A 701-nucleotide genomic window follows, 5' to 3' on the forward strand; every position below is an offset into this window, starting at 1 on the left:
CTACTAAGCTTTCTTGGCTGGTTTTTATTAAGTATTATTACACTAGGAATCGGCTTTTTATGGTCTATTCCATACCTTTCTGCTTCACTTGCCCGTTTTTATGAAAATTTGTTAAATGAACGCTCATCGCATGCTGAATAATAAAAAAATCCTCTTCAACGTGAAGGGGATTTTTTTATAAGAACACTGTTTGCATAAGTGAAGCTCTGATGTCATAAAGCTTACTAAGAGTCTAGAAGAAAGGCAGGAGCTTATATGTATACTACAAATGAAATTTGTCAGCAGTTTGGCCAGATTTTAAACGCTAAAAGCAAAGTTAGTCCAACAGGATGCTCAGTGTCTCTTAAAAGAAGCTTTCAAGCTCATGTTCAAGGGCGGAAAAGCAGCTCTGTCGTTCCTGTTGGTGTATCATTTGAAGCGATAGACGCACAGGGAAATGCGTTAAACTTGGCTGAGATTGCTATTTTACAAGAAGAAATCCCCCGTTTTACAGAAGCTGCTGCGCGRCAAGGTCTTATCGTAAGCGCTTTGCATAACCATTGGCTTTTTACAGAACCGGTCCTTATGTATCTTCATATTCAATCTGTCGAGCCTCCTTTACATTTTGCGAAAAAAATGGCTTTTTGTTTTACAACCCTCAAGAGTCTTCCCGTTCCGACAAATGAATAATTTATTAAACGCATCTCTCAGGTATATTAGAG

2 protein-coding genes are annotated in these 701 nt (G+C 38.3%); both read left to right on the forward strand.

Annotated elements, in window-relative coordinates; translation table 11 throughout:
* The coding region (locus AC1DRF_RS31035) for a DUF975 family protein (protein WP_477742706.1) at positions 1-141 on the forward strand (141 nt) is incomplete at its 5' end.
* A gap of 114 nt (positions 142-255) precedes the next feature.
* Entirely contained in the window at positions 256-669 is a 414-nt protein-coding gene (locus AC1DRF_RS31040; protein WP_029715116.1) for a DUF1259 domain-containing protein, read from the forward strand.
* Positions 670-701: the final 32 nt, after the last annotated feature.

The sequence above is a fragment of the Priestia sp. P5_B4 genome (assembly GCF_056400385.1).